The 18,114-nt window shown below is 69.6% G+C and carries 19 protein-coding genes; 8 read left to right on the plus strand and 11 right to left on the minus strand.

The annotated features are described in order from the left end of the window. Positions 1–4 precede the first annotated feature (4 nt). The gene (locus tag BLW27_RS07015) at positions 5–967 is read right to left on the minus strand and encodes an acetyl-CoA carboxylase carboxyltransferase subunit alpha (RefSeq protein ID WP_089881422.1); all 963 of its coding nucleotides are present in this window, start codon (positions 965–967) and stop codon (positions 5–7) included. 72 nt (positions 968–1,039) lie between these two features. Next, the gene (locus tag BLW27_RS07020) at positions 1,040–1,633 is read right to left on the minus strand and encodes a LysE family translocator (RefSeq protein WP_089881425.1); all 594 of its coding nucleotides are present in this window, start codon (positions 1,631–1,633) and stop codon (positions 1,040–1,042) included. A gap of 81 nt (positions 1,634–1,714) precedes the next feature. Here BLW27_RS07020 and BLW27_RS07025 point away from each other — a divergent pair, with 81 nt between their 5' ends. Further along, the gene (locus BLW27_RS07025; protein WP_425429279.1) at positions 1,715–2,158 is read left to right on the plus strand and encodes an Lrp/AsnC family transcriptional regulator; all 444 of its coding nucleotides are present in this window, start codon (positions 1,715–1,717) and stop codon (positions 2,156–2,158) included. On the opposite strand, the gene BLW27_RS07030 is transcribed toward BLW27_RS07025, so the two are convergent. Together BLW27_RS07030 and BLW27_RS07035 are read right to left on the minus strand one after the other, a co-directional pair. Beyond that, positions 2,155–2,748 (minus strand): LytS/YhcK type 5TM receptor domain-containing protein, encoded by a 594-nt coding sequence (locus BLW27_RS07030; protein WP_089881431.1) that lies wholly within the window; start codon positions 2,746–2,748, stop codon positions 2,155–2,157. The genes BLW27_RS07025 and BLW27_RS07030 overlap by 4 nt on opposite strands. A gap of 120 nt (positions 2,749–2,868) precedes the next feature. Continuing rightward, on the minus strand, positions 2,869–3,828 hold the full coding sequence (locus tag BLW27_RS07035) for an L-malyl-CoA/beta-methylmalyl-CoA lyase (RefSeq protein WP_089881434.1): 960 nt from the start codon (positions 3,826–3,828) through the stop codon (positions 2,869–2,871). A gap of 315 nt (positions 3,829–4,143) precedes the next feature. Here BLW27_RS07035 and dgcN point away from each other — a divergent pair, with 315 nt between their 5' ends. The 3 genes from dgcN (at position 4,144) to BLW27_RS07050 (ending at position 7,119) form a co-directional block, all read left to right on the plus strand. Further along, complete coding sequence (dgcN, locus tag BLW27_RS07040; RefSeq protein ID WP_089881436.1) at positions 4,144–5,145, plus strand: N-acetyltransferase DgcN; 1,002 nt, start codon at positions 4,144–4,146, stop codon at positions 5,143–5,145. Between the two features lie 89 nt (positions 5,146–5,234). After that, a complete protein-coding gene (dgcA, locus tag BLW27_RS07045) occupies positions 5,235–6,200 on the plus strand; it encodes an N-acetyl-D-Glu racemase DgcA (RefSeq protein WP_089881439.1) in 966 nt (321 codons plus the stop codon). 55 nt (positions 6,201–6,255) lie between these two features. Further along, on the plus strand, positions 6,256–7,119 hold the full coding sequence (locus BLW27_RS07050; RefSeq protein WP_089881444.1) for a D-amino-acid transaminase: 864 nt from the start codon (positions 6,256–6,258) through the stop codon (positions 7,117–7,119). Positions 7,120–7,203: 84 nt separating this feature from the next. On the opposite strand, the gene BLW27_RS07055 is transcribed toward BLW27_RS07050, so the two are convergent. Further along, a complete protein-coding gene (locus BLW27_RS07055; protein WP_089881448.1) occupies positions 7,204–8,397 on the minus strand; it encodes a TIGR03862 family flavoprotein in 1,194 nt (397 codons plus the stop codon). A gap of 42 nt (positions 8,398–8,439) precedes the next feature. Between BLW27_RS07055 and BLW27_RS07060 the strand changes: the two genes are divergently transcribed. Both BLW27_RS07060 and ybgC read left to right on the plus strand, forming a co-directional pair. Further along, entirely contained in the window at positions 8,440–8,748 is a 309-nt protein-coding gene (locus tag BLW27_RS07060) for an HNH endonuclease (protein ID WP_089881451.1), read from the plus strand. Between the two features lie 47 nt (positions 8,749–8,795). Beyond that, on the plus strand, positions 8,796–9,173 hold the full coding sequence (gene ybgC, locus BLW27_RS07065; RefSeq protein ID WP_089881454.1) for a tol-pal system-associated acyl-CoA thioesterase: 378 nt from the start codon (positions 8,796–8,798) through the stop codon (positions 9,171–9,173). On the opposite strand, the gene BLW27_RS07070 is transcribed toward ybgC, so the two are convergent. The 4 genes from BLW27_RS07070 to glyA all read right to left on the minus strand — a co-directional run bounded on the left by BLW27_RS07070 (position 9,170) and on the right by glyA (position 13,595). Further along, positions 9,170–9,577 (minus strand): (R)-mandelonitrile lyase, encoded by a 408-nt coding sequence (locus tag BLW27_RS07070; RefSeq protein WP_089881457.1) that lies wholly within the window; start codon positions 9,575–9,577, stop codon positions 9,170–9,172. The two genes, ybgC and BLW27_RS07070, sit on opposite strands and share 4 nt — an antisense overlap. A gap of 78 nt (positions 9,578–9,655) precedes the next feature. After that, on the minus strand, positions 9,656–11,266 hold the full coding sequence (locus BLW27_RS07075; protein ID WP_245710805.1) for a GMC family oxidoreductase: 1,611 nt from the start codon (positions 11,264–11,266) through the stop codon (positions 9,656–9,658). Then, a complete protein-coding gene (locus BLW27_RS07080; protein ID WP_089881463.1) occupies positions 11,263–12,111 on the minus strand; it encodes a fumarylacetoacetate hydrolase family protein in 849 nt (282 codons plus the stop codon). The genes BLW27_RS07075 and BLW27_RS07080 overlap by 4 nt, the downstream gene beginning before the upstream one ends. Before the next feature lie 188 nt (positions 12,112–12,299). Continuing rightward, positions 12,300–13,595: a serine hydroxymethyltransferase gene (gene glyA / locus BLW27_RS07085; protein WP_089881467.1), complete on the minus strand. Its 1,296-nt coding sequence runs from the start codon at positions 13,593–13,595 to the stop codon at positions 12,300–12,302. A gap of 170 nt (positions 13,596–13,765) precedes the next feature. On the opposite strand from glyA, the gene BLW27_RS07090 reads away from it, so the two are divergent. Then, on the plus strand, positions 13,766–14,527 hold the full coding sequence (locus BLW27_RS07090; protein ID WP_089881469.1) for an NAD kinase: 762 nt from the start codon (positions 13,766–13,768) through the stop codon (positions 14,525–14,527). A gap of 14 nt (positions 14,528–14,541) precedes the next feature. Next, the gene (gloA2, locus tag BLW27_RS07095) at positions 14,542–14,943 is read left to right on the plus strand and encodes an SMU1112c/YaeR family gloxylase I-like metalloprotein (RefSeq protein WP_089881474.1); all 402 of its coding nucleotides are present in this window, start codon (positions 14,542–14,544) and stop codon (positions 14,941–14,943) included. Between the two features lie 45 nt (positions 14,944–14,988). Here gloA2 and BLW27_RS07100 read toward each other — a convergent pair whose 3' ends face one another. Together BLW27_RS07100 and BLW27_RS07105 are read right to left on the minus strand one after the other, a co-directional pair. Beyond that, positions 14,989–15,711 (minus strand): Crp/Fnr family transcriptional regulator, encoded by a 723-nt coding sequence (locus BLW27_RS07100; protein WP_089881477.1) that lies wholly within the window; start codon positions 15,709–15,711, stop codon positions 14,989–14,991. A 342-nt stretch (positions 15,712–16,053) separates the two neighbouring features. After that, a complete protein-coding gene (locus BLW27_RS07105; protein ID WP_089881480.1) occupies positions 16,054–17,949 on the minus strand; it encodes a propionyl-CoA synthetase in 1,896 nt (631 codons plus the stop codon). Positions 17,950–18,114 lie beyond the last annotated feature (165 nt).

Consider the following 18,114-nt stretch of genomic DNA (forward strand, 5'->3'; position numbering starts at 1 on the left):
CTGCTCAGGCGGCCAGGCCCTTGTCGCCGATATGCAGGAACTTCTCGCGCCGCGCCTTGACCAGCGCCTTGGGGTCCAGCCCGTCGAGATCGGCCAGCATGGCGGCGATCGTCTCGCCCACATGCGCGATTGCGGTGGCCGCATCGCGGTGCGCGCCGCCCAGCGGCTCGGGAATCACCCGGTCGGCGACGCCCAGCTTGTGCAGGTCCTGCGCGGTCAGGCGCAGTGCCTCGGCCGCCTCGCGCATCTTGTCGGAATCCTTCCACAGGATCGACGCGCAGCCCTCGGGCGAGATCACCGAGTAGACGGAATGCTCCAGCATAGCCACGCGGTTCGCCGTGGCGAAGGCCACCGCGCCGCCCGAGCCGCCCTCGCCGATGATGACCGAGACCAGCGGCACGCCGATCTGCAGGCACTTCTCGGTCGCGCGGGCGATCGCCTCGGACTGGCCGCGTTCCTCGGCGCCCTTGCCGGGATAGGCGCCCGGCGTGTCGACCAAGGTCACCACCGGAAGGCCGAAGCGGTCGGCCATGTCCATCAGGCGCACCGCCTTGCGATACCCCTCGGGCCGGGCCATGCCGAAGTTGCGGTGGATGCGCGATTGCGTGTCGTTGCCCTTCTCGTGGCCGATGACCACCACTGGGCGGTCGTTGAGCCGCGCAAGGCCGCCCATCACCGCGGCGTCGTCGCCGAAGGCGCGGTCGCCGCACAGCGGAGTGTATTCGGTGAACAGCGCCTCGATGTAGTCGCGGCAATGGGGCCGGTCGGGGTGGCGCGCGACCTGGCATTTCCGCCAGGGCGTCAGTTTCTTGTAGAGGTCGACCAGCATGGCGTCGGCCTTGCGGTCCAGCGCCGCGGCTTCGGATTCGACGTCCATCTCGTCGTTGCCGCGGGCCATCGCGCGCAGTTCCTCGGCCTTGCCCTCGATCTCGGCCAGGGGTTTCTCGAAGTCGAGGTAATGCGTCATGCCCGTCTCTCCTGCGTTGCAGGGCTGTATGCCGCTTGGGCGGGGCGGATGCAACATCGCGCCCGCACCGGCTCAGCCCAGCAGGACGGGGATCATCGATGCGACCAGAAGCGCCGCCATCGTCCAGTTGAACGCGCGCAGGCGCATCGGGTTGGTCAGGATGCGGCGCACCTGCTGGCCCAGCACGATCCAGGTCGACGTTGAGACGACCGAGACCGCCACGTAGGTCGCCGCGACCCACAGCACCGCCGACAGGTCCCGTCCCGGCGCGTAGAGCGTGATCGCCCCCAGCGCCATCGACCACGCCTTGGGATTGACCCACTGGAACCCGGCGGCCTGGAGGAAGCTGAGCGGGCGGCCCGTCGCCTCGGCGCGTCCCGGCGGGGCGGCGTTGGCGATCTTCCAGGCGAGGTACAGCAGGTAGAGGATCGACACCGTCAGCAGGATCGTCTGCGCCATCGGCCAGACCTGGAAGACCCGCATCACGCCGACACCGACCAGCGCGACCATCGCCGGAAAGCCCAGGCCCACCCCCGCCATGTGCGGGATCGAGCGGACGAAGCCGAAATTCGCGCCCGATGCCATCAGCATCAGGTTGTTCGGCCCCGGCGAGATGACGGTGACGAAGGCGAAGGCGAGAAGGGCGGCGAACAGGTCAAGGGTCATTGCGCAATCATCGTAGCGTAGGCGCGGTCAGGAATTGCAAAGGTGCCTCGGGAAGTCGATAGTGCGCAACATATGACGAGCATGGACGACATGGACGCGCGGATATTGCAGGTGCTGTCGCGCGAAGGGCGGATCAGCAACCTTGCCCTGGCCGAGCGCGTGGGCCTTTCGGCCTCGGCCTGCCTGCGGCGGGTGGCGGCGCTCGAGAAGGCGGGCGTCATCAAGGGCTACCGCGCCGTGCTCAGCCCCGAGAAGACGGGCATTCGCTTCGTTGCCTATGTGACGGTGGGGCTGGGCCAGCATACCAAGGCGGCGCAGCAGGCCTTCGAGCGCGCGATGGAGGCCGCGCCGCAGGTGCGCGAGTGTCACAACATCACCGGCGCGGTCGAGTACCTGCTGCGGGTCGAGGCCGAAAGCCTGGCCGCCTACAAGCATTTCCACACCGACATCCTGGGCGCGCTGCCGCAGGTGAACACGCTACAGACCTTCGTGGTCATGGGCTCGCCCAAGGACTTGCGGGCCTAGAGCGTCGCGCGCAGCCGGCGCGGGACCGGCGGCATGCGGGCCCCGTCAAGCAGGAAGGCCGCCGGCGGCAGGACGAGCATGTTCAGCAGCACCAGCGGAAGCGCGGCCGTCAACACGCCGATGGCGGCTTGGGTCGGCAACAGCACGATTGTCCAGAGCCCCAGGCTGACCATCGCGGCAAGCTGCAGGTAGTCGCGCGCCGACCGTTCGGCGGGTCGGGTCTCCTGACTCCAGGCGAAGCCCGCGATCGCGCCGAACAACAGGGCCGCAATCCCGGCACCGGTTCCGATGCCACCGATCCACAGGCGCATCGCGATCGCCATGAACAGCGCCACGGCACCGCCCCGCAGCCCGAGGAACGCGGCCGCCAGCGCGACGGGGACGGCCCGCATGTCGACGATCACGCCGTCGGCGATGCGCAGCGGCATCGCCATGAGCAACACCGCGACCGCGCCGAACGCGCACCCCGCGCCAAGCTGCAATAGCCGCCGTTCGCCCGGGGCGCGCGCGTACCGGCCATAGCCCGCGGCCACCACGAACAGCGGCGCAAGCAGGCCCGCCCAGCCGGCAAGGAATGGATATTCGATCATGTCAGGCCCCCACCTGGTTCGGATCAGGGCCCATGGTGGCGATGCGGGGTTAACGAGTGCCTGTCATGTAAAGAGCGACTAGAATGCGCGGTATTAATTGTCGGCGGATGGACAATCCGGTCAACGCGCGGCGATCATCTCGGACTGCTTCACGATCACCTCGGCCTGCTTGATCGAGGCGATGTCGACCAACCGGCCCTTGTAGACGGTCGCGCCCTCGCCCCGTGCCTTGGCCTGCTCCATCGCGTCGAGAATCTCGCGCGCCTCGGCCACGGCCGTGTCCGAGGGGGTGAAGACCTCGTTGGCCAGCGCGACCTGTTTCGGGTGGATCGCCCACTTGCCGACCATGCCCAGCGTGGCCGAACGCAGCGCCTGCGCGCGAAACCCGTCGTCGTCCGAAAAGTCACCGAAGGGCCCGTCGACCGGCAGCACGCCGTGGGTGCGGCAGGCCGCGACGATCGCCGCCTGCGCCCAGTGCCAAGGGTCGGACCAGTGCTTCTGTCCCTCGTGCAGCATGTAGTAGTTTTCCTGCGTGCCGCCGATGCCGGTGGTGGCCATGCCCATCGAGGCGGCGAAATCCGCGGCGCCGAGGCTCATCGCCTGCAGGCGGGGCGAGGCGGCGGCGATCTCCTGGACATGGGCGATGCCGGCGGCGGATTCGATGATGACCTCGAAGGCGATGCGCTTCTTGCGTCCCTTCGCGGCCTCGACGGCCGTCACCAGCGCATCGACCGCGTACAGATCGGCGGCACAACCGACCTTGGGGATCATGATCTGGTCGAGCCTTTCGCCCGCCTGCTCCAGCAGGTCGATCACGTCGCGGTACCAGTAGGGCGTGTCCAGCCCGTTGATCCGCACGGACAGGGTCTTCGCGCCCCAGTCGATGTCTCCGATCGCCTGCACGATGTTCGCCCGCGCGCCCGGCTTGTCGTCTGGCGACACCGAATCCTCGAGATCAAGATTGATTACGTCGGCTTCGCTTTTCGCCATCTTCTCGAAGATCGCCGGGCGGGAACCGGGGCCGAACAGCTGGCAGCGATTCGGGCGGGCGGGAGGCTGGGGCTGGATGCGAAAGCTCATGAGAGGGCCTGTGCGTAAGGAAATTACGTATCGGTTATTTCACGGGTTATTAAATTGCCGAATGCTGCGCAAGCGAAAAGGGCGTCGTCCGGGTTCGCCCGCGATGCCCGCGCGGCGTGCAAGCATCTTCGGAGCGATGGGAAAAACCGGGCATGATCTTGCGCGCGACGGCGGAAAGCTGCGAAGGAAGCAAAGCATTTGTCCGCGCGCCGGCGCATCGTCGCGCGAAACCGTCGCGCCCCGATATGTTCGTGGACGCGTGCTGCTGGATGACCGCGCGCCGGAAGGCGCGCCCCGAAGATGTAGGAGACCGCGATGATCGAGACCCCGTACCTGCTGTTTCTGGGCGACGCGCCCGATTCCCTTGCCGCGAAGGTCGCGCAGGGCATCAAGGACTGGCGCCCCGGCAATTGCGTCGGGCAGTTCCGGCTGGAGGGCTGCAAGGCCGATCTGGGCCTGCCGGACATGGACTTGGCCGAGGCGCGCGAGGCCGGCGCCAAGACGCTGGTGATCGGCGTCGCCAACCGCGGCGGCGTGATCGGGCCCGCCTGGAAGAAGGTGCTGGTCAACGCGCTCGAGGAAGGCTTCGACCTTGCCTCGGGCCTGCACAACCTGCTGCGCGACGAGCCCGACCTGGTCGCGGTGGCCGAGGCGACCGGCCGCGCGCTGCATGACGTGCGCGTCCCGGAGGTCGAGTATCCGATCGCCGACGGCGTCAAGCGGTCCGGCAAGCGCGTGCTGGCGGTGGGCACCGATTGCTCGGTCGGAAAGATGTACACGACGCTGGCCGTCGATGCCGCGCTGCGCGAGAAGGGCGCCAAGAGCAGCTTCCGCGCCACCGGCCAGACCGGTATCCTGATCACCGGCGAGGGCGTGCCGCTGGACGCGGTCATCGCCGACTTCATGGCCGGGTCGATCGAGTGGCTGACGCCCGACAACGATCCCGACCACTGGGACGTGATCGAGGGGCAGGGCAGCCTGTACCACGTCAGCTATTCCGGCGTGACGCTGGCGCTGATCCACGGCGGCCAGCCCGACGCGCTGATCCTGTGCCACGAGCCGACGCGCACGCATCTGCGCGGGCTGCCGGGCTACGGCCTGTCCAGCCTCGAGGACCTGCGCGACCTGTCGCTGCAGATGGCGCGGATCGCGAACCCGGGCTGCCAGGTCGTGGGCGTGTCGATCAACACGCAGCACCTGTCCGAGGACGAGGCCCGCGCCTATTGCGCCGAGGTCGAGGGCCGGATGGGCTTGCCGACGGTCGATCCGTACCGCCACGGTGCGGATCGCCTGGCCGACGCGCTTCTGGCGATGTGACGGGCTGGCGGGACGGACGCTCGCGCGCTGGCGCGCGCATCGCCCCGCCCGCCATCCCGCAGACCCCACCCGACAGCAGGAGCAAAGCCATGACCATCACCGTCACCCGCGACGTGTTCCGCTTGGCGCAGGCGTTCACCATCAGCCGCGGCTCGCGCACCGAGGCGCGCGTGCTGACCGTGTCGATCACCCGCGACGGCGTGACCGGCCGGGGCGAATGCGTGCCCTACGCCCGCTACGGCGAGACGCTGGACAGCGTCGCCGCGCAGATCGAGGGGCTGGATGCCGGCATCGACCGCGCGGCACTGCAACAGGCGCTGCCGGCGGGCGCCGCGCGCAACGCCGTCGATTGCGCGCTGTGGGATCTCGAGGCGAAGGCCGCTGGCCGCCGCGTCTGGGAGCTGGCCGGGCTTCCCGCGCCGGGGCCGGAGATCACCGCCTATACGCTGTCGCTGGATGAACCCGACGCGATGGAGGCGCAGGCCCGCAAGCATGGCGACCGCCCGCTGCTGAAGGTCAAGCTGGGCACGCCTGACGACATGCCCCGGCTCGAGGCCGTCCGGCGCGGCGCGCCCGCAACGAAGATCATCGTCGACGCAAACGAGGGCTGGAGCGCCGAGATCTACAGCGAACTCGCGCCGCATCTCGCACGGCTGGGCGTGGCGCTGGTCGAACAGCCGCTGCCCGCCGGCGACGACGACGCGCTGATCGGCCTCGACCGGCCGGTGCCGCTTTGCGCCGACGAGAGCTGCCACGACCGGGCCTCGCTGCCCGAGCTCGAGGGCAAGTACGACGTGGTGAACATCAAACTCGACAAGACCGGCGGACTGACCGAGGCGCTGGCCCTGCGCGAGGACGCGCTTGCCCGCGGCTTCGACGTCATGGTCGGCTGCATGGTCGGATCGAGCCTGGCGATGGCGCCGGCGGTGCTGGTGGCGCAGGGCGCAATGGTGACCGATCTCGACGGGCCGCTGCTGCTGGCCGAGGATCGCGACCCGGCGCTGCTGTTCGACGAGAACGGCGTGTACCCGCCCGAAGCCGCCCTCTGGGGCTGATCGCGCCGCTGACGACCTTCCGGATCGCGTCCGATCCGCCCCTATGGAGACTGGAATGACCCGCACCGTCTATCTCAACGGAGAATACCTGCCCGAGCACGAGGCGAAGGTGTCGATCTTCGACCGCGCCTTCCTGATGGCCGACGGCGTCTACGAGGTGACCAGCGTGCTGGGCGGCAAGCTCATCGACTTTCCCGGCCACGCCGCGCGGCTGGACCGCTCGCTGACCGAACTGGGCATGCGCAACCCGGTGAGCACGGACGAATTGCTGGAGATCCACCGCGAGCTGGTCCGCGCGAACGACCTCGACGAGGGGCTGATCTACCTTCAGATCACCCGCGGCGCGCCCGGCGACCGCGACTTCGTCTTTCCCGACCCCGAGACGACCGAGCCGACGATCGTGCTGTTCACCCAGTCGAAGCCCGGCCTCGCCGACAGCCCGTCGGCGAAAAAGGGCCTGCACGTGATCTCGATCGCGGACGAGCGCTGGGGACGGCGGGACATCAAGACGGTGCAGCTGTTGTATCCCTCGATGGGCAAGATGATGGCGAAGAAGGCCGGCGCCGACGATGCTTGGATGGTGCAGGACGGCTTCGTGACAGAGGGGACCAGCAACAACGCCTATTTCATCAAGGGCAACCGGATCGTGACTCGGCCGCGGTCCTACGACATCCTGCACGGGATCACCCGCGCGGCGGTGCTGCGCTTCGCCGCCGAGGCGCAGATGGAGGTCGAGGAGCGGCCGTTCACCGTCGACGAGGCCAAGCAGGCGGACGAGGCGTTCATCACCTCGGCCTCGGCCTTCGTGACGCCGGTGGTGCGGATCGACGACACCCCCGTGGGCGACGGCACGCCGGGGCCGAAGGCGCTGCGGCTGCGGGAAATCTACCTCGAGGAAAGCCTCAAGGCGGCGATCTGAGACCGGTTCCGGGAGGTGTCCCACGGTGGGACACCTCCCGGCCCTATAGAAAACAATGGCTTGCAGAGGCGGATTAACGATTCGTCAGGAATTGCCCCACCGGGCGGCGTGACGGCCGGCCCACAGCCCGGTGGCCAGGCAGGCGTTCAGAAGGTAGCCGCCCGTCGGCGCCTCCCAGTTGATCATCTCGCCGGCGCAGAACACGCCCGGATGGTCCGCCAGCATCAACCCTTCGTCCAGCGCCGCCCACGACACGCCGCCGGCGGTCGAGATCGCCTCGTCCAGCGGGCGCAGGCCCGCATGCGACACGGGCAGCGCCTTGACCAGCGCCGCCAGCGCCTGAGGGTCGTCGGGCAGCGGGCGCGCGAATTCCGTCAGCAGCGCCTGCACCTGCGGCGGCAGGTTCAGCACGCGGCGGATGTGATTGCCGAGACTGCGCTTGCCGCGCGGTCGGGCCAGCCGCGCGGCCACGGCGTCGGCATCCACGTCGGGCATCAGGTCGAGCACCAGCGGCGCGCTGGCCCGCAGCGCGGGCGACAGCGGGTAGACGCCGCCGCCTTCCAGCCCGCGCGCCGAGATCACCGCCTCGCCGCGCGACGCGATGCCCCCCGCGCGGAACCCCACGTTCTTCAGCGGCGCACCGAAGTGCTGCCGCATGGGCGCGGACCAATTCACCCTGATGCCCGCGTTTGCCGGCGCGAAGGGCGCGACGTCCACGTCCGCGCGGCGCAACCGATCGGCCCATGCGCCGTCCGAGCCGAGCCGCGCCCAGCTTGCGCCGCCAAGGGCCAGCACGGCGACGCGCGGCAGCACCCTCACCGCGCCCTCGGGCGTGTCGAAGACGAAGCCGTCCTGCCAGCGGGTCCAGCGCCAGCGGGTGCGCCGGTCCAGCCCGGCCGCGTCCAGCCGCGTCAGCCACGCGCGCAGCAGCGGCGAAGCCTTCATCGCGGTGGGGAACAGCCGGCCGGTCGAGCCGGTGAAGGTGTCCTGCCCCAGCGCCTCGGCCCAGCCGCGCACATCCTCGGGGCCGAGCGCGTCCAGCATCGGGCGCAAGCGGTCCGCCGCGCCGCCGTAGGCCGCCAGCGTGGCGGCGCGGTTCTCGATCCTGGCGAGGTTGAGGCCCGACTTGCCCGCCATCAGGAATTTCCGCGCGACGGAGGGCTTCGCCTCGGCCAGCAGGACGCGGCGGCCCTCGGCCAGCAACGCCTCGGCCGCCATCAGCCCGGCCGGGCCGCCGCCGATCACCAGCGCGTCGTGTTCTTGAACCGCGTCCGTCATGGCCTAGCCTTCTGATCGGTCGAGGGAGCACGCACAAGCGCGATGGAACAGGATGATCCGGTCTGCCCGCTCTGCCTGCGTCCGATCCCGCCGCAGGCCAGACAAAGCCTGCACCACCTGACGCCCAAGCTGAAGGGTGGCAAGGGCGGGCCGGTCGTGCGCGTGCACCAGATCTGCCACAACGAGATCCACGCCACCCTGACCGAGGCCGAGCTGGCGCGCGAATACGACACGCCGGAAAAGCTGCGGGCGCATCCCCGGCTGGCGAAGTTCGCGGAATGGGTGCGCAAGCGGCCGCCGGGCTTCCACAGCCGCAGCGCCGGTGGACGGCGCAAGCACCGGACGCCTTGAAACGCGCGGCCGGGTCGGTAGGGTCGGCCCGACCAGGGAGGCCGCGCATGACCCATAGCTTTCCCGTCCGCGTCTACTACGAGGACACAGACATGGCGGGGATCGTCTACCACGCCAACTATCTGAAATACGTCGAGCGTGCGCGCTCGGACTGGGTGCGGGAACAGGGGCTGGACCAGAACGCGATGCGCGAGGCGGGCGTGGTCTTCGTCGTGCGGCGGATCGAGTGCGACTACCTCGCGCCCGCGCGCTACGACGACGCGCTGGAGGTGCGCACACAGGTCGAATCGATGACCCGCGTGCGGCTGGTGATGGTGCAGGAGGTGCTGCGCGGCGACGCGGTGCTGTTCCGCGCCCGCGTCACCGCCGCCTGCGCCACGATGGAAGGCAAGCCCACGCGCCTGCCCGCGGGGCTGGCGCCCTAGTCCGCGCGCGCGGCGGAATACTCGTCGTCGCTGACCTTCTCCATCCATTCGGCGGTCTGCCCGTCGACCGCCTGCTGGATCGCCAGGTGCACCATGGCGCAATCGGGTGCGGCGCCGTGCCAGTGCTTCTCTCCGGCCGGAAACCAGACGGTGTCGCCGGGGCGCAGCACCTCGACCGGCCCGCCCTCGCGCGCGCAGAGGCCGAGGCCCGAGACGATGTGCAGCGTCTGGCCGGCGGGGTGCGTGTGCCAAGCGGTGCGGGCGCCGGGTTCGAACGTGACCATCAGCGCCTTGACCGGCGAGGGATCGTCGCCGGACACGACCGGATCGAAGCGCACGGTGCCGGTGAAGTAGGCGGCGCTGGGGGATTGCGACGGGCGGGCGCCCGCACGGTGGATCTGCATGGGAAACCTCCGGTTGTCTGCGCGCAGCATGACCGGGGGCGTCCGCCGGGGGAAGCCGCGGCGCGGAAAAAAGCGTGGCTACCGGCCGGACAGGATCATGTCGGCGGCCTTCTCGCCGATCATCGTCGCGGGTGCGTGGGTGTTGCCCGACACGATCGTCGGCATGATCGAGCAATCCGCCACCCGCAGGCCCGACAGGCCGTGGACGCGCAGCCGGGAATCGACCACGGCCATGGCGTCGTCGCCCATCCGCGCGGTGCCGACGGGGTGGAAGATCGTGGTGCCGACCTGTCCCGCGGCCTCGACCAGCTCGGCGTCGGTGTCGCGTTCCGGTCCGGGCAGCACCTCCTGCGGCCGGTAGCGGCGCATCGTCTCGGTGTGCATCAGGCGGCGCGCGGCGCGCAGGCTTTCGACGGCGACGATGCGGTCGCCTTCGGTCGAAAGATAGCGGGGGCGGATCTCGGGCGCGCCCTTGGGGTCGCCCGCGCGCAGGTGCACGCTGCCGCGGCTTTCGGGGCGCAGGTTGCAGACCGACACGGTCATGCCGGGATAGCTGTGCAGCGGCGAGCCGAAGGCGTCGAGCGACAGCGGCTGGACGTGGAACTCGATGTTGGCGCTGTCCTCGCGGTCCGACGAGCGGCAGAAGATGCCCAGCTGGCTGGGCGCCATCGACATCGGCCCCGAGCGGCGCAGCATGTATTCCAGCCCGATCATGGCCTTGCCGTAAAGGCTGGCGACGCGGTCGTTGAGCGTCTTGGCGCCGGTGATCTTCCAGACGCTGCGCAGTTGCAGGTGGTCCTGCAGGTTCTCGCCCACACCGCGCAGGGCGTGGCGCGTCTCGATTCCGTGGTCGGCCAGCAGGGCGGGGTCGCCGATGCCGGACAGTTCCAGGATCTGCGGCGTGCCGATGGCGCCGGCGGAGAGCACCACCTCGCGCCCCGCGGACGCGCGGCCGGCCTCGCCCTGCACCGTGTAGGCGACGCCGGTGACGCGGGTGCCGTCCAGGATCAGCCGGTCGACATGGGCGTCCGTCTCGATCCGCAGGTTTGGGCGGCGCCGCGCAGGGTCGAGGAACGCCTTGCGCGCGTTCCAGCGGATGCCGCGGCGCTGGGTGACGGGGAAATAGCCCGAGCCCTCGTTGTCGCCGTCGTTGAAGTCTTTGGTGGGCGGGATGCCGATCTCCTCGGCGGCCTCGGCCACGTGGTCGAGGATCGGCCAGTTCAGGCGCTGCTGCTCGACGCGCAACTCGCCCTCGGTGCCGTGATTCTCGTCCGCCGGGCCGAAGTGGTGCTCGGACTTGCGGAAGTAGGGCAGGACGTCGTCCCAGCCCCAGCCCGCGTTGCCCATCTGGCGCCACTGGTCGTAGTCGCGGGCCTGCCCGCGCATGTAGATCATGCCGTTGATCGACGAACAGCCGCCCAGCAGCTTGCCGCGCGGGTAGTTCAATGCGCGGCCGCCGAGGCCTTCCTCGGATTCGGTGCGGAAGCACCAGTCCATCGACGGATTGCCCATGGCGTAGAGGTAGCCCATCGGCACGTGGACCCAGAACCGGTTGTCGCTGCCGCCCGCCTCGAGCAGCAGGACGCGGTTCTTCGGATCGGCGCTCAGCCGGTTGGCCAGCACGCAGCCGGCCGAGCCGGCGCCGACGACGATGTAGTCGTAGCTGCCCCGGTCGGTCCTGTCGCTCACGCCTTCGTCCGCACGCATTTCTGTTCCTGAACGCCCAACTTGTCGATTTCCAGGCGCATCACCTGCCCGTCCTGCAGCCAGACCTGCGGGCGCATCCCAAGCCCCACGCCCGGAGGCGTGCCGGTGGTCACCACATCCCCCGGCTCAAGCGTCATGAAGCCGCTGAGATAGCTGATCAGGTGAGGGATGCCGAAGATCAGCGTCCGGGTCGAGCCGTTCTGGCGGCTTTCGCCATCGACCGTGAGCCGCATGCCAAGATCGTGCGGGTCGCCGACTTCGTCCGCGGTCACCAGCCACGGGCCCATCGGCGCGAAGGTGTCGTGGCTCTTGCCCTTGGTCCACTGGCCCTGGCGTTCCGCCTGCCAGGACCGTTCCGAGACGTCGTTGAGGATGCAGTAACCGGCAACGTGCGACAGGGCGTCGGCCTCGGGCACGTTCTTGGCGCGGGTGCCGATGACGAAGGCTAGCTCGACCTCCCAATCGACCTTTTCGGCGCCGGCGGGCAGTTCGACATCATCGTTGGGGCCGCAGATCGCGCTGGTGGCCTTCATGAAGATGATCGGCTCGGGGGGCACGGCCATGCCGGCCTCGGCCGCGTGATCGGAATAGTTCAGACCGATGCAGATCAGCTTGCCCACGCGGCCGACGCAGGGGCCAAGGCGGGGGGTGCCGTCAACCTTTGGCAGCGCCGTCGAGTCGAGCGCGGCGAGCGCGCGCAGGCGGTGCGGTGCGAGGACGCTGCCGTCGATGTCGGACACCTCGCCCGACAGGTCGCGCAGCGTGCCGTCATTGTCGATCAGGCCGGGCCGCTCTTCTCCGCGGTTGCCGTAACGCACCAGTTTCATTCGGTCTGCCTTTCGCTTTTCGTGAAGTCTCGGGGCCGCCGGTTCCGAGGTCAAGAGACCGCGATCTGCGGGACGCGCGCTGGCGGAATGCCGACAGCTGTTCGCGGAGCGACCGGCGGGCGCGCCGGCGGCCCGCCCATGCAAAACGGGCGCGACCGAGGCCGCGCCCGTTCGGACAGGTCAGGCGATCAAAGCGCCGGGTAGATCGGGAAGCGCGCGCAGAGCGCCTCGACCTCGGCGCGGACCTTCGATTCCACCGCCTCGTTGCCGTCCTCGCCATTCTCGGCCAGCCCGTCGACCACCTCGATGATCCAGTCGGCGATCTGCCGGAACTCGGGCTCGCCGAAGCCGCGGGTGGTGCCGGCGGGGCTGCCCAGCCGGATGCCGCTGGTGACCGTCGGCTTTTCGGGATCGAAGGGCACGCCGTTCTTGTTGCAGGTGATGTGCGCGCGGCCCAGGGCCTTTTCGGTCGCGTTGCCCTTCACGCCCTTGGGGCGCAGGTCGACCAGCACGACGTGCGTGTCGGTGCCGTGGGTCACGGTGTCGAGCCCGCCCTTGATCAGCTGATCGGACAGCGCCTGCGCATTGCGGATCACGCTCGCCTGGTAGTCCTTGAACTCGGGGCGCAGCGCCTCGCCGAAGGCGACGGCCTTGGCGGCGATCACGTGCATCAGCGGACCGCCCTGGATGCCGGGGAAGATCGCGCTGTTGAGCTTTTTCGCCAGCGATTCGTCGTCGGTCAGGATCATGCCGCCGCGCGGGCCGCGCAGGGTCTTGTGCGTCGTGGTCGTCGCGACGTGCGCGTGCGGGAAGGGCGACGGGTAGAGCCCGGTCGCAACGAGGCCGGCGAAATGCGCCATGTCGACCAGCAGGTAGGCGCCCACGCTGTCGGCGATCTCGCGCATCTTCGCGAAGTCGATGATTCGCGGGATGGCAGAGCCGCCGGCGATGATCATCTTCGGCTGGTGCTCGGTCGCAAGCTGCGCGATCTGGTCGTAGTCGATCAGGTTGTCCTGCTGGCGCACGCCGTACTGGATGGCGTTGAACCACTTGCCCGACTGGTTCGGCTTGGCGCCGTGGGTCAGGTGGCCGCCGGCATCCAGGCTCATCCCCAGGATGGTGTCGCCGGGCTGCAGGAGCGCGGTGAAGACGCCCTGGTTGGCCTGCGATCCGGAGTTGGGCTGTACGTTGGCGTAGGCGACGCCGAACAGCTTGCAGGCGCGCTCGATGGCGAGGTTCTCGGCCACGTCGACCCAGTCGCAGCCGCCGTAGTAGCGCCGGCCGGGATAGCCCTCGGCGTACTTGTTGGTCATCACGCCGCCCTGCGCCTCCATCACGGCGGCCGAGACGATGTTCTCGGATGCGATCAACTCGATCTCGTCGCGCTGGCGGCCCAGTTCGCCGCGCATGGCGGCGGCGATCTCGGGGTCGCGGGTCTCGAGACGTTCGGTGAAGAAGCCGTCGTCGCGGTGCGGTGCGTTCATGGTCCTGCTCCTGTCGGATTCGCGTTGGGGGCGTGGATAGCGGAACACGGGCCGCAAACCCAGCACGTAAACCGCCGCAGGGGCGGGCGCGCTGGCGTTTCGCGGCGCGGCGTGGTTGGGTCGGGGACGAAACGCGCCTTTCGGAAACCGCAGGAACTCCAGGACCGCCCATGTCGCTTCGCATCGCCTTCTGCGCCTCGAACGCACCCACGGCGCAGGCCGCCCTTGCCGCGCTGACGCGGCGCTACGGCGACCACGCCGAGGACGGCGCCGACGTGATCGTCGCGCTGGGCGGCGACGGGTTCATGCTGGCCACGCTGCACCGCACGCAGGACAACCCCGCGCCGGTCTACGGCATGAACCGCGGCACCGTGGGCTTCCTGATGAACGGCTATTCCGAGCACGACCTGCCCGCCCGGCTGGAGGCGGCCGAGGAGGCGGTGATCAACCCGCTGGCGATGCGCGCCGCGCGGCTGGACGGCTCGGTCCACGAGGCGCTGGCGATCAACGAGGTGTCGCTGCTGCGCGCGGGACCGCAGGCCAGCCGGCTGCAGATCCACGTCGACGGCAAGGTGCGGATGGCCGAACTGGTCTGCGACGGCGCGCTGGTCGCGACGCCGGCGGGGTCGACGGCGTACAATTATTCCGCCCACGGGCCGATCCTGCCAATCGGATCGGACGTGCTGGCGCTGACGGCGATGTCGGCCTTCCGGCCGCGGCGCTGGCGCGGCGCGCTGCTGCCCAAGACCGCGCAGGTCACCTTCGAGGTGCTGGAGCCCGAAAAACGCCCCGTCATGGCCGAGGCCGACGCCCGCGCGGTGCGCGACGTGGTGCGCGTCGACATCCGGTCGGAACCGAGCGTCGCCCACCGGGTGATGTTCGATCCCGGTCACGGGCTGGAAGAACGGCTGATCCGCGAACAGTTCGTCTGAGGCAGGAGACCCTGATGGACCTTCTGGGCGTGCATCACCTGGCCATCATATGCGGCGACTACGACCGCAGCCGTGCCTTTTATACCGAGACGCTGGGCCTGCCGGTGATCGACGAGACGTTCCGCGAGGCGCGCGACAGCTGGAAACTGGACCTGGGCCTGCCGGACGGCACGCGGCTGGAGCTGTTCAGCTTTCCCGGCGCCCCCGAACGCCCCTCGCGCCCCGAGGCGCAGGGCCTGCGGCACCTGGCCTTCGCGGTGGCGGACGTGGATGCGGCGCGCGCCGCGTTGCAGGCGAAGGGCGTCGCGGTCGAGGATATCCGGGTGGACGCGCTGACCGGCCGGCGGTTCACCTTCTTCGCCGATCCCGACGGCCTGCCGCTGGAATTGTACGAAAGCGATCCGTCCGCGGACTAGATCGCGTTCCCGGTCAGGCCCCAAGCGAAGCCGATCCGGAAGCGATCACGCCATGGGATGGGCATGCACGGCAAGGCCCGCCGGGTCCAGCAGGACGAAGGATGCGCCGTCGCGCCGCAGGATGCCATCGGTTTCCCATCGGCGCAGGTGGCGGTTGACGGTTTCGCGCGTCAGCCCGCACATGTCGCCCAGGTCGGTCTGGGAAAAGCCCGCCTCCATGCGGATCTCGCCCGGCTTGTCCGGCTTTCCCCAGTCCACGAACAGCCGCTCGAGGCAGCGGGCCAGCCGCGGCCCGGCCTCGAGCGTGGTGCGGTCCGACAAGACCTCGACGGTCAGCCGCAGCCGGGCGCAGACCGCCTGCATGACGGCGATCGCGGCGCGCGGGCGGGTTTCGAGGAAGCGCAGCAGGTGCGCCCGGTCGACCAGCCGGCCGGTCACGTCGACCGCCGCCGTGGCGGTGGTGCTGCGCGGCCGCCCGTCCAGGGCCGCCATCTCTCCGACCACCGCGCCCGGGCCGAGCTGGGCCAGGATCCTGCGGCGCCCCTCGGCCGAGTTCAGGCTGATCTCGACGCGGCCGGTTTCGATGATCAACAGGTTCGAGTCCTCTTCGCCCTCGATGAAGAAGGTGCGCCGTGCCGGGAAGCGCACCGGCCGGCCCATCGTGCGCAGCGTCCGGGCATCGTCCTGCGACAGCGCCCCGAACAGCAGCCCGCCTTGGCCGGGCCCGGGACGCAGCGCCGGGTTCGCAGGGGCGGTCCAGTCCGTCATCTCGCACCTCGCACGCCTGAAACGCCTCGCGATGTGATCCCTGTCACAGCATGGTAACGCATTCGTGCCATGATCGGAATCGTGAGGTGGCCGGGACCATCACGCAAGTATAGTCATGTTTCCTTTTTTCCCCGGCCCCCTCCGTTGCGTAACGAGTGTGCACGGCGCCACAATTTTCGGCGTTTCTCACGCATCCGCGGGCCGCGGCGACGAGAGTCATCGCGCGGCGGGTGCGGGCCCGGCGCCGGTCGGCACCGTCTCGTCATCCTCGGACTGGCGGTTCCGGCCGGTGGCGGGCGTCTTCATGTCATGGCCGCGGCCGCCTTGGCCGCAGCCAGCGGTTCAGCCCCGATTCGGATATCCCAGCCCGGCCAGCGCCGCGCGGATCTCGTCGAGGATGGCGGGATCGTCGATCGTCGCGGGCGGCTTGAACTCGGCGCCGTCGGCGATCTGCACCATCGTCCGGCGCAGGATCTTGCCCGAGCGCGTCTTGGGCAGCCGGTCGACCACCGCGCAGAGCTTGAACGCCGCCACCGGGCCGATCTTGTCGCGCACCAGCGCCACGCATTCGCGCGCGATCTCGTCATGTGGACGATCCACGCCCTTGGTCAGGCAGACGAATCCCATCGGCAGCTGGCCCTTGAGCGGGTCCGCGACGCCGATCACCGCGCATTCGGCCACGTCCGGGTGCGCGGCCAGCACCTCCTCCATCCCGCCGGTCGACAGGCGATGGCCGGCGACGTTGATGACGTCGTCGGTGCGCGCCATGATATAAAGGTAGCCGTCCTCGTCGATCAGGCCGGCATCGCCGGTCTCGTAGTAGCCGGGAAAGCGCGACAGGTAGGATTTGCGGAAGCGGTCCTCGGCGTTCCACAGGGTGGGCAGCGCGCCCGGCGGCAGCGGCAGCTTGACCGCGATGGCGCCCAGCGCGTCCGGCGGGAGGGGCTGGCCGTCCTCGCCCAGGATCTGCACGTCCCAGCCCGGCATCGGCACCGACGGGCTGCCGATCTTGACCGGCAGCTTCTCGATCCCGGCGGGCATGGCGACGATGGGCCAGCCGGTCTCGGTCTGCCACCAATGGTCGTAGACCGGCTTGCCGGTGACGCCCTGCGCCCATTCGATCGTGTCAGGATCGGCGCGTTCACCGGCAAGGTAGATCGCCCGCAGTCCCGAGATGTCGTGCTGCGCCAGGTACTCGGCCTTGGGATCCTCGCGCTTGACGGCTCGGAACGCCGTGGGCGCGGTGAAGAAGGATTTCACGTCGTGCTCGGCGATGATGCGCCAGATGGTGCCGGCATCGGGCGTGCCGATGGGCTTGCCCTCGAACACGATGCTGGTGTTGCCGTGGATCAGCGGCGCATAGGTGATGTAGCTGTGTCCCACGACCCAGCCCACGTCGGACGCGGCCCAGAACACCTCGCCCGGCTGGACGTCGTAGATGTTCTGCATCGTCCAGTTCAGCGCCACCAGGTGCCCGGCGGTGGGGCGGACCACGCCCTTGGGCGCGCCGGTCGTGCCGCTGGTATAAAGGATGTAGGCCGGATGTGTGCCCTCGACCGGGACGCAATCGGCGGGCTCGGCAGCGGCGCAGGCGTCATGCCAGTCGGTATCGCGGCCCTCGATCAGCTCGGCACGCGCCTGTTCGCGCTGCAGCACGATGCAGAACTCGGGCTTGTGCTTCGCCTGCTCGATCGCGGCGTCGATCAGCGGCTTGTACGCGACGACGCGGCCCGGCTCGATCCCGCAGCTGGCGGCGAGGATGGCCTTTGGCCGGGCGTCGTCGATTCGCACGGCCAGCTCGTTGCTGGCGAAGCCGCCGAACACGACCGAGTGGATCGCTCCCAGCCGCGCGCAGGCCAGCATCGCCTCGACCGCCTCGGGGACCATCGGCATGTAGATGATGACGCGGTCGCCCTTCTCGATGCCGCGGGCGCGCAGGGCGCCGGCCAGGCGGGCGACGTTGTCCTGCAATTGGGCGTAGGTGACGGTCCGCTGGGTGCCGGTGATCGGGCTGTCGTGGATCAGCGCGGCCTGGTCGCCGCGCCCGGCCTTCACGTGGCGGTCGACGGCGTTCCAGCAGGTGTTCACGCGCGCGTCGGCGAACCATTCGTAACGGTCGTCGCCCCGGTCGAACAGCGCGCGGCTGGGTGCGGTGTCCCAGTCGATGGCCTGTGCCTGTTCCATCCACCACCCCTCGGGGTCCGCCTTCCAGGCGTCGTAGACCTCGCGATAGCCCATGCTGTCCTCCTCTCGATCCTCCGGCTACCGGGATAGGCGGCGAGGCAAGGGGGCAGCAAGCGTGATAGCGCCGGACAGTCGGAATGCCGCATCCGGCGCAGGTCCGCGCGGCGTGAATTCGACATGCGCCGCGTCGAAAACCGGCAAGCGGAGCGCGGGCGCGGG

Source organism: Citreimonas salinaria (assembly GCF_900107235.1).
Taxonomy (GTDB): Bacteria; Pseudomonadota; Alphaproteobacteria; order Rhodobacterales; family Rhodobacteraceae; genus Citreimonas; species Citreimonas salinaria.